At 42.1% G+C, this 8554-nt stretch carries 11 protein-coding genes and 3 pseudogenes; 4 read left to right on the top strand and 10 right to left on the bottom strand.

The window, feature by feature from the left end; translation table 11 throughout:
* From I8752_RS38845 to I8752_RS24395, 4 genes and pseudogenes are all read right to left on the bottom strand, one after another.
* Positions 1-84, bottom strand: a pseudogene (locus I8752_RS38845) (helix-turn-helix domain-containing protein); the annotation flags it as partial.
* A gap of 187 nt (positions 85-271) precedes the next feature.
* Positions 272-589, bottom strand: coding sequence for a hypothetical protein (locus I8752_RS24405; protein WP_214434826.1), 318 nt, complete (start codon positions 587-589; stop codon positions 272-274).
* Positions 590-688: 99 nt separating this feature from the next.
* Positions 689-1630 carry an IS5 family transposase gene (locus I8752_RS24400; RefSeq protein WP_214434825.1) on the bottom strand — a complete coding sequence of 314 codons (942 nt, stop codon included), beginning with the start codon at positions 1628-1630 and terminating at the stop codon, positions 689-691.
* A gap of 133 nt (positions 1631-1763) precedes the next feature.
* Positions 1764-2513 carry a glycosyltransferase gene (locus I8752_RS24395; RefSeq protein WP_225895882.1) on the bottom strand — a complete coding sequence of 250 codons (750 nt, stop codon included), beginning with the start codon at positions 2511-2513 and terminating at the stop codon, positions 1764-1766.
* Positions 2514-2847: 334 nt separating this feature from the next.
* On the opposite strand from I8752_RS24395, the gene I8752_RS24390 reads away from it, so the two are divergent.
* From I8752_RS24390 to I8752_RS24380, 3 genes and pseudogenes are all read left to right on the top strand, one after another.
* A complete protein-coding gene (locus tag I8752_RS24390; protein WP_214434824.1) occupies positions 2848-4110 on the top strand; it encodes an MFS transporter in 1263 nt (420 codons plus the stop codon).
* 217 nt (positions 4111-4327) lie between these two features.
* Positions 4328-4504 carry a hypothetical protein gene (locus I8752_RS24385; RefSeq protein ID WP_214434823.1) on the top strand — a complete coding sequence of 59 codons (177 nt, stop codon included), beginning with the start codon at positions 4328-4330 and terminating at the stop codon, positions 4502-4504.
* A 200-nt stretch (positions 4505-4704) separates the two neighbouring features.
* Positions 4705-4903: pseudogene (locus I8752_RS24380) on the top strand (NblA/ycf18 family protein).
* A gap of 165 nt (positions 4904-5068) precedes the next feature.
* Here the strand turns inward: I8752_RS24380 and I8752_RS24375 are convergent.
* The 3 genes from I8752_RS24375 to I8752_RS24365 form a co-directional block, all read right to left on the bottom strand.
* The gene (locus I8752_RS24375; RefSeq protein ID WP_214434822.1) at positions 5069-5572 is read right to left on the bottom strand and encodes a hypothetical protein; all 504 of its coding nucleotides are present in this window, start codon (positions 5570-5572) and stop codon (positions 5069-5071) included.
* Positions 5559-5816 (bottom strand): DUF3854 domain-containing protein, encoded by a 258-nt coding sequence (locus I8752_RS24370; protein WP_225895881.1) that lies wholly within the window; start codon positions 5814-5816, stop codon positions 5559-5561. The genes I8752_RS24375 and I8752_RS24370 overlap by 14 nt, the downstream gene beginning before the upstream one ends.
* Positions 5817-5935: 119 nt before the next feature.
* Complete coding sequence (locus tag I8752_RS24365) at positions 5936-6292, bottom strand: DM13 domain-containing protein (protein ID WP_214434821.1); 357 nt, start codon at positions 6290-6292, stop codon at positions 5936-5938.
* An 864-nt stretch (positions 6293-7156) separates the two neighbouring features.
* Between I8752_RS24365 and I8752_RS38165 the strand changes: the two genes are divergently transcribed.
* Positions 7157-7282, top strand: a complete 126-nt coding sequence (locus I8752_RS38165; RefSeq protein ID WP_263986043.1) for a hypothetical protein — start codon at positions 7157-7159, stop codon at positions 7280-7282.
* A gap of 60 nt (positions 7283-7342) precedes the next feature.
* Here I8752_RS38165 and I8752_RS24360 read toward each other — a convergent pair whose 3' ends face one another.
* The 3 genes and pseudogenes from I8752_RS24360 to I8752_RS24350 all read right to left on the bottom strand — a co-directional run.
* Positions 7343-7612, bottom strand: coding sequence for a hypothetical protein (locus I8752_RS24360; RefSeq protein ID WP_214434820.1), 270 nt, complete (start codon positions 7610-7612; stop codon positions 7343-7345).
* 47 nt (positions 7613-7659) lie between these two features.
* Positions 7660-7983 carry a thioredoxin gene (trxA, locus tag I8752_RS24355; protein WP_214434819.1) on the bottom strand — a complete coding sequence of 108 codons (324 nt, stop codon included), beginning with the start codon at positions 7981-7983 and terminating at the stop codon, positions 7660-7662.
* 192 nt (positions 7984-8175) lie between these two features.
* Positions 8176-8554 (bottom strand): annotated as a pseudogene (locus I8752_RS24350) (ISNCY family transposase); the annotation flags it as partial.

The following is an 8554-nucleotide window of genomic DNA, read 5'->3' as shown; positions in this document are numbered from 1 at the left end:
CTCATTTACTCCCCAAGATTGACCTATATGGAAGTATGTTCGGTATTCTCTCCAATATTCTAATGTCATCAACAATTGGTCTTCTAAGCTTAATTTACCCGGTCGCCCTGTTTTCTGTTTTGTTCGATGAAGCGATCGCACTACCTCTAACATCTCGTTAAAAGTATCTGGACGTACACCACACAAGCGTTTAAAGTCTTCTGATTTCAGACTCTTTACCTGTTCGTAGGTCATAGATGCTACCCAACTCTATCCTACTTGTCTCACGCATCTAGGACTTTTGCAAGAGGTCTATTGCTTCAATGATAGGAAACCACAACAATACTACACTTAAGGTATTCAATGTTAAAAACCTTTGTATATGCCGTCTATGACTGTTTTGTTGTATTGGTAGAGGTAAGGTTGCTGCCAGTCTTTCTATCTTCACCTGTTTCTGATTTTGTAACAACCACACCAACATTTTCAGAGTGATTAACTGTGCTTTATTTAGGTATTTTTCTAAAAAGTTTTGGTAGAATGATGCCAGCATTATGACGACGGTCTTAATTAAATTACGAGACCGTTCTTTTTTACCATTAAACTGTACCATACAGGTAGCTGCTTAATAACTGTACAGTTCATTCTCAATAAGTGGCTTTGTTGCATGAAACAGAAAAAAGACACACCTTCTCTCAAAGCGAGTAGTGAGTTAGTCTTCCACTTTGTAGCTATCTGGTTTGCCCAATTGGATCATGCGGTTAAGCGCAGCACATTGCAGAAATAATTCGACAGCTTGATTGTCAAAAAAGCGTCGTCTTAATTTGCCTCCAAAAATACTTTTGAGTCGAAACATGGCTGTCTCAGATAGTGAACGTCGATGATAGCCACTTTCCTGTTTCCACTGCTTGCGTCCAACTTGATTCAACCGACGCAAATGTTCATCCCTTGGATGTGGTGAGGTTTTACGGTTATCATTGGATTGAATTTTGGCGCAACTGCGAGGTGGAATCGCGGCTTTGGCCTTCCTCTGTGCGATCGCGTCGTAACAGTCGAATGTATCATAGCCACCATCACCTGAGACTTGTTCAATATCCCGATCAATTTGCTCTAACAAGTCGCTTATTACTTCGCAATCTGCTACATCATTAGTAGTTACCACCGCAGCGACGATTTCTGAGGTTTCTTCATCCACTCCTAAATGCAACTTCCGCCACGTCCGTCGTTTACCTACTCCATGTGTACGGACTTTCCATTCGCCCTCACCATAGACTTTCACGCCAGTTGAATCCACAACGACATGAACAGCCTTATCTTTTGGCACTACAGGCAGTTTCACCGACAATTTAGTTAATCGGCGCGACAAAGTGGAGTGATCTGGTACTTGTAGTTCAATTCCCATGAGCATGAATAACGATTCCAAAAACCCTTCTGCTTGCCGCCCAGGTAAATGAAATACCGATTGAATTGTTCCCATTGTTGCGATTGCAACATCGCTGTAATAGTTGGAAGCTCCTTTTTGACCTGTCTTCTGTTCGTTACGCCACTGTTGCACTACCTCTTCATTGACCCAGAAGGTAATACTGCCCCGCTGTTTGAGTGCTTGATCGTAACAGTTCCAATTGCGAACTTTGTAGCTGCTTTTGGTTTTCATCGTTGGGTTGAGACTTGAGAGTGAACAGGTAATGAGTATAATTTACCATTTTCCCTATTCATGCAACAACGCCTCAATAAGTACCCACATTTGTTAAGGGGTCTGTGCCTCTCAAACCTTTATCTGGCTAGGTTTAGAGGCGTTTGTCGCCCCTTGAAGCCAAACTCGCTCCATAGTGTTGATAATGTCTAGGAAATCTATCATCAGGGTCGGGATCGAGATAAGTTTCTAATTCAGTAATTAAATAGCGGTAGCCCACTTCACGCAGATAGCAAGCTCTGGCGTAAGGGTGTAGATCCGCACGACCAGTGCGTTCAACAAGAATTCGCCCACCTACAGCATCAGCACCACAGTTAATTTCATACAGATTGGCAGCAATCCAAGTTGGGCTTACCTGCGAGTCTCCATCAGTTGAAGCAATTACCCCCCTTGTGCGTCCTAAGCTACACAAACGGCGGTATGCTTCATCCATTAAAATCTGACGCACTCGACCAATATAAGCTTGTCCAGGAGGCAGAGTTTTTTCCACTACATGCAATGCTATATCTGGATGTTCTTGGGCGAAACTCCGGGCTATAGCTGCTGACTCATCGCTACAATTATTTGCCAACAAAATTATCTCGTAGCGTCTGGGATCTAAAAGCTGTCCTTGTAGATCAACTTGATGTATCAGGGCAGTAAGGGTTGCTGCCAACATCTGAGCTTCATTGCGAACTGGAACAATTACACAAACTTCGCAATGCGGTGACGGTGGTATTTGGACTAAAGTTTGAGAAAAGTCTTTACCCTGCTGTACAGATGGAAAGTCAGCAACGAAGAGCAAGCGTTTACTTTCCATAAAAACCATTTTTCCATCTCCAGGAGCAGCTACACAAGATTTCATCCACGATCAGAAATTATTAAGATTTGTAACTCTATTTTGAACATTTTCTCATTTGTTTTGGCTCTACCTACAGTATGATTAGTGTTGATTAAAACTCTCCAAACATCAGCTATCAAAAACTAAAGTCTGTCTACTGTCACTAAAAGCTTTACTAATCAAGGCATATTTTTTATACCTTTTTGCTAACGCAAATTTCCGACGAGAAAATCATACTTAAATCATCTATCTTAGTTAATTTTTTTTACTAATAATCAGTCTTAAGAATGATCGGAATAATATGACATCTTATTAAGATTTATATTTTAATAGTAACTAATCAGACCAAAGCAGATTTATGCAAAAACTCAAACGTAAGCTTAATAAGCTGCTTTTTGGTAGTTATAAACATTCCTTGAGTAATTCTAAAAGCACATCTGTTCGTAGTTTGGATCGGCTCAACCTTTCTTTGGGCGATGTGCGAGATGTTTTTGAACCTTACTTAGCAATTTTCTTAGCAGCAGATCGTCATTGGAATCCAGCCCAAGTAGGTATTGCTCTATCGACCACTAGCATTGCTGGAATTCTGGCACAAACACCAACGGGGGCGCTAGTTGATGCCTCTCGTCATAAACGATTAATGATTGCAACAGCTACTCTGGCCGTTGCAATTAGCTATATGGTGATTGTCAACTTTTCGGCTTTGCCTGCTGTGGTCGCAGCTCAGGCTGTCATCGGTATATCAGCAGTAATTGTTGGCCCAACAGTTTCAGCTATCTCGTTAGGAGTGGTAGGAAAAGATCGTTTAAACAAGCGGGTAGGGCGCAACGAAGTATTTAACCATACAGGCAACGTGTGTGCAGCAATTGTTGCTGGTTTGTTAGGACAATTTGCTGGACGAATTTGGATTTTTTACTTTTTAGTAGTTTTGTGTGTTGCCACCATTTTTTCAGTCTTTCAGATTCGCAATCAAGATATTGACAATACAAAGGCTCGCGGTGATGAGCAAGAAAATGATACTAAAGAACGTGCTACGGTTAAGGATTTGTTGGGTAATCGCACGCTGATCGTATTTGCTTTGTCTGTAGTTCTGTTCTATCTGGCAAATGGAGCGCTACTACCTTTAGTTAGTCAAGAGTTAACCGCAGGACAGCAAAACACTCCCTCACTCTACATTTCTGCTGCGATTGTGGTGACACAGTTAACGATGATTCCCGTAGCTGGTTGGGCAGGAACGGCCGCCAACCGTTGGGGCAGAAAACCATTACTACTAATTGCTTTTGCTGCTGTTTTAGTTCGGACTGGGCTTTATACTATAAGCCACAACCCTTGGTTTTTAGTTTCAGTACAAGTTTTAGACGGCATTGCATCGGGTATTTTTACAGTACTAGTTGTAATTATTGTTGCAGATTTAACCCAAGGAACCGGGCGATTTAATCTGGCACAAGGAGCAATCAATACGATGATTGGCATCGGTGCTGCTATTAGCAACCTAGCAAGCGGTTTTTTGGTCAAAGCAGCAGGTTATAAAGTTGGTTTTATCACATTAGGCGTTATCGCTGCGATCGGACTTCTTTGGTTGTGGCTGAAAATGCCGGAAACAAAAGAATCACAACGGTAGCGAGTCTGCGTACCCTTACAGCGAAGCAAGCTACGCTTTTAGCATCTCGTAGAGAGCGTCATTGCGAACTGATAATTGCGAATTGCTTTGACGTTGGTGTGCAACTAGAATTTTGGTGAGGCTCAAAGACAGTCCTCATAGTTAATAATCCCTGGATGCTGGATAAGAGTTAGTTCTTTTTGCTTGGGAGGAACTGACCTTCTAGCGATCGCAATCTGTGCCCAACTTTCTTAGGCCATCCACTCAGTCTATTGCGGCGCATCTGTCACCAGTTGAGAAAATTCGTTATCTCCACATTCTCAAACTCCAGCATCACGCCGCGAAGCTCACAAGTATTGCCCATCTTCTCCAACAGCGATCGCCAGCCGCAAGCAAAGGCGAAAAATGCTTTTAAAACCTCTTAGTAAGAAACTTTAGAACTTAAGTTTTTACTTGGTTTGCCACAATGGAGTTATATCAAGGTTTTCAGCAGCAGAGACGGTATTTCTAACCTCCGTCGGTACGGTTTACACACATTCATCTTTTGTAAAGTCATCGTAACATTTATTTATATAAAACAATATTTACTTAACTTAGCAAACTCAAATAAAAGCTATGAACCAACCCATTGAACTATCTTTAGAACAAGAATTTAGCGTTACAACTTTCGCTGACGTTGTGAAGCAGATGTCCCGTGAACAAGCTCGCATTGTTTTTGCAGATGCTGTACAAGCAGATGATGATAAGGGAAAAGACTTACCAGGAATTGCTCAAACATCAGGGGGAAGTTGGTTCAGGTTCAATCTTGGGTTAAGACAAACTTGTTCCCGTTACTTTAAGCGACTCAGAAGATAACGAACACACAATTGTCTTTTTCAATGGCTTGGCAATAAAGATTATTTGCTTCAAACGACTGGTAAAGTGCTTGCATAATCGGCTCATAATAGCAGTTTTGATGGAACCAGTGAACTACTGTTACCTACACCCCCACCAACCAATCGCATCCCACAGACCGACAACCGTCCGCAAAGTTAACCCATACCTGCCACTGTCCCAAGTACGCATTCCATATTGGCTCACCATCAGCAATCCCAACAGCCTCACCTACTCTAGAAATAAGCTCAGTGTAGAAGGAACCAGCACTTTCTAACCCCTGCCGCAGCTTCAGCCTCAGCCCCTTCCAGCCGCCAACGGCTTCATCTAATGTTTGGGAAGTGTGAGGTGTGTCACTGACTTGGGTTTGTATATCTATATTGTTGGTGACTGACACCCAATTATGATTATGGGAGGTTGGTGCTGTTATGTCAGTAACTTGAGTTCGTATATCTATATTACTGGTGACTGACACCAACTCCCGATTTAACCACTTCTGGAAGATCACATTCCGCCCATCATCAGAAGCTACAAACTGGTAAACGCTCTCACGATTACCTCGTGGCCCCAACCGCCCCACATAGGACAGCCGCAAATCAATCTTGTTCAAAAGCTTCTGTGCGATTGACTTGTCTACCAGAAGTTGCAAAATGTTTGAGGTCTGGGATGAGCGATGGCTTACCAGTTGCAGTCCCGTATTCATCAGAGGGTGTGCGGTAGCCAGCGTTTACTCCAGGAATTGCGATCGCAGCATACCCAGCACTCAACAAGCAAGCTGCGTTTTTCGCCCCTTCGACAATTACAATTGGTACATTATTCTGACAAACCCAATGCCAGAAGCCACCCGGATGCAATAAGTCTTCATCAGTAATAATACCGTTGGCAAAATGTTACTTAACATAAATAATATCCCGATCGATTTACGAGGATGAGTTGGCTGAGGTTGCGTTTGTGTAGCATTTTGATTCCTCTGTTATTGACTATTAAGTTTGGCAGCGCCGAAAGTAGCGTTGAACGCATAACACCAAATAGCAACAGACTGATAAGAAGCTAAATCTAGCCAGGATGGGATGGGGTAACGTCGCTTTCCAGTGAAGCTCTGTAAGCGGTCAAGCAGGAAAAGCTCTTGCTCTTGAAGCGGAAAATCTGGGGGAGTGGTAGAACCAATAACATCTTCAAGGCGATGAAGAACTACTCGTAAGTCAGGACCAAGATCGGAAGTTTTGAAGTCTGGCTGCAACTCGATGAATCGTTGCTCGGACTCTACTACAATTTGAACTGTTCCTTCGGTAGGATGTTCGCCAGAAACAAAAGTGCCAGATAAGTTCATAGCTGAGAATTCTCCAGTTATCTCATAGTACTTAAACTCAACGTCTTTGCGGTCGTCAGTAGACCTTTTTATAGATTTCCCACAACTAAAACTCGTTGCTTTAGGTAAGTCCTAGAAGTTTTACGGAGAGTCTTCGTGCTGTCTATTGCTTAAGAGCAAAGGAATAATCTCGATGCCGTACTTGCGATCGTCGTGCCAATTTGAGGAAAGGAAAAATATACGTTAACGAATATATCCTGACTGTAAAACCTTGATTGCAGGAGGGTTATAGCCATCACGCCCGGAAAAAATTCGATTATGAATCAAAGTCAGGCTGTAAAGCTAACTTGCCCATGAACAATGTTTGGGCACTATGAACTTAGGTACGCTATAGTCAACTCCCCACACTATTAGGTGTTACCAATTTGTTGATTAATGGTTATTTCTGGTAATGCTAAACATCATCTGCCGATATTGCTTCCCACCCACGGCATAAATCATCTTTGAAAAATCTCACAGGCTATAACCCATTCTAGACAAGGGAAGGAATTAACTAATCCCTTAGGATACAATGAAATTTTTGAACAAGGGAGACAATTACAATTCCAGCCACTAAAGTGCCTGCATTTTCTGCTGGCAAACAGTTTTGGGAAAAAGTAGCATATTAGCACTATAAATACATCATCTTTACTAGTGTTAATCTAATTGCTCTTAGCTTGGCAGCGTTCGCGTTTGAGCATTGTAAAAGCGATCGCTGTTATAAAGCCAGTATTAGGCAAGGCATAGGTTAAGCCGAAGTATTAAATCGCAAATATTATACAAGCGATCGCACTTGTTTTCAGCAAGAGCAATCGCTCCGACTCGAACGTAACGTTCCATTGATCGATGCCGTTCTGGTCTGTTTGGAAGAATGGAGATGCAGAAAGCGCGATCGCACTTTTGGGTTATCTTGGCGGTGATTGTGATCGAGCATTAGCACGGAAGTTGTTTTCCCTGAAAAAGTGGGCATAATACCGAATAACGAAAAACCGATAATGCAAAATAATAGTCAAAAGCAAGCTAGACAAACATTTAAATGGCAACAGATTCTACTGCTGACTGCTGTTGGTTTTTTTGTTGTGATGGTACTAGCAACCATTTACTACGAATGGCGAAAGCGGGACGGTTGGTGTATGCGTTTTTATCCAGACGGGAAGCAGCAAACTTTGTATGGGGCTGATTGCCAAAAGCCAGCAAGTTAAGCAATCCCTTAGCCAAACTCAAGGGTAATATTTCTCTGACGAATACCGATTTAGCATCCTTGAGTTGACCAGAGGATTTTCTATCACCGATCCACATCACAGGGTGAGAAACAGATGCAAGTTATTGTTGATACACAAATAATCTAATCAAACTAAATATTTATCGAGGGTGCTACTAAATTCTTCATAGGTTTTAACACCGACGATTGTTTGTGCCAATTTGCCTTGCTCAAAGAACATGACAGCAGGAATGCTACGAATGCCAAATCGTTTAGCGACAGGTTGGTTGGCATCGAGGTCTAGCTTAAAGACTTTGACGCGATTGCTGTATTCTACTGCCAATTTATCTATTAAAGGAGCAATGAGTTTGCACGGGCCACACCAAGTAGCTGTGCAATCTACTACAAGTAAAGGCTCGGTTAATAGCAGCGAATCTAACTCGGTTTCATCTTGAATATAAACGGCAGTCATAAGTTTTGTGTAACAGAGCATTATCCCATAGTCGTGTTGGGGACTTCCAGAAATTAAATTATCCAATCTTCAGAGCGAAGATGATAATCAGATTCTTTCTCCCACAGCTCTTTCAAGTCAGAAGGGAAGAGCTTTTTGGGCAACTTTACTTTCCGTTACATACTTCGTTTTTTTCTAGAAGCGCAAAGTTTGCTAGAGGAGTAACTTCTCAAGAGTATCCAAGAAAGCTTCAGGATTTCGACGGAATCGAAGTTGTTGAATGCGATGGAGTTGATGTTGGCGTAAATCAGAGCGTAATTGTTGCCAATTCTGTACGCAAACCTGAGCCAAATCCTGGGCTGTAAAACAATGAAGTGCAGTAGCAATGGCTGAAGCTAATTGAACTGTGCCTCGAATTACAATTGATGAAGCAGCGACTTTACGACCAGTACAACGACGTTGATGATGTCGTAAAACACCAAAAGCCTGTTCAAGGTCATTATTGGTTCGAGGTAAACCTTCAACATCATAACAATGAAAAAGTCCAGACCAATAACTACGAGTAATCTTTAAGAAATGAGTAATACCAGGC

It is taken from the genome of Dendronalium phyllosphericum CENA369, assembly GCF_016056275.1.
Classification (GTDB): Bacteria; Cyanobacteriota; Cyanobacteriia; order Cyanobacteriales; family Nostocaceae; genus Dendronalium; species Dendronalium phyllosphericum.
The sequence above is the reverse complement of the archived record's forward strand: the minus strand, read 5'-3'. Positions and strand labels throughout refer to the sequence as shown.

What these genes read in the sequence shown, in the direction of transcription:
- I8752_RS24365 (WP_214434821.1), bottom strand. Translation starts at nt 6,292, where the DNA reads ATGAACTTATCTGGCACTTTTGTTTCTGGCGAACATCCTACCGAAGGA.
- I8752_RS24395 (WP_225895882.1), bottom strand. Translation starts at nt 2,513, where the DNA reads ATGAAATCTTGTGTAGCTGCTCCTGGAGATGGAAAAATGGTTTTTATG.
- trxA (WP_214434819.1), bottom strand. Translation starts at nt 7,983, where the DNA reads ATGACTGCCGTTTATATTCAAGATGAAACCGAGTTAGATTCGCTGCTA.
- I8752_RS24405 (WP_214434826.1), bottom strand. Translation starts at nt 589, where the DNA reads ATGGTACAGTTTAATGGTAAAAAAGAACGGTCTCGTAATTTAATTAAG.
- I8752_RS24400 (WP_214434825.1), bottom strand. Translation starts at nt 1,630, where the DNA reads ATGAAAACCAAAAGCAGCTACAAAGTTCGCAATTGGAACTGTTACGAT.
- I8752_RS38165 (WP_263986043.1), top strand. Translation starts at nt 7,157, where the DNA reads ATGCCGTTCTGGTCTGTTTGGAAGAATGGAGATGCAGAAAGCGCGATC.
- I8752_RS24390 (WP_214434824.1), top strand. Translation starts at nt 2,848, where the DNA reads ATGCAAAAACTCAAACGTAAGCTTAATAAGCTGCTTTTTGGTAGTTAT.